This is a genomic window from Clostridium sp. Marseille-P2415, assembly GCF_900155545.1.
Lineage (GTDB): Bacteria > Bacillota > Clostridia > Lachnospirales > Lachnospiraceae > Lacrimispora.
Genome location: NZ_LT732526.1, coordinates 2,151,748 through 2,152,068, shown reverse-complemented (window position 1 = coordinate 2,152,068; position 321 = coordinate 2,151,748).

Below are 321 nucleotides of genomic sequence, written 5' to 3'. Positions count from 1 at the left end.
GTCTCAGGAAACCGCCATTCCGTTTTATAGGAAACCGCTGTTCCGGAACTGGAAACCGTAGCTATAGTTCCCTTATACTGTGTTTATGCGTCAATGACGTAAATACAGTATAAGGAGGTCACACTATGACCAAGTATCGTGAGATACTCAGAATCGCAAGTCTGAATCTCAGTCAGACAAACATTGCATTAAGTTGCAGTGTTTCATAGAAAACTGTCAACAAGGTTCTCAAAGCAGCCAGAGAAAAACACCTTGAATGGCCGCTTTCAGAGAACCTGACTGACGACGTCTTGGCAAATCAGCTTTTTCCAGATACAAAGA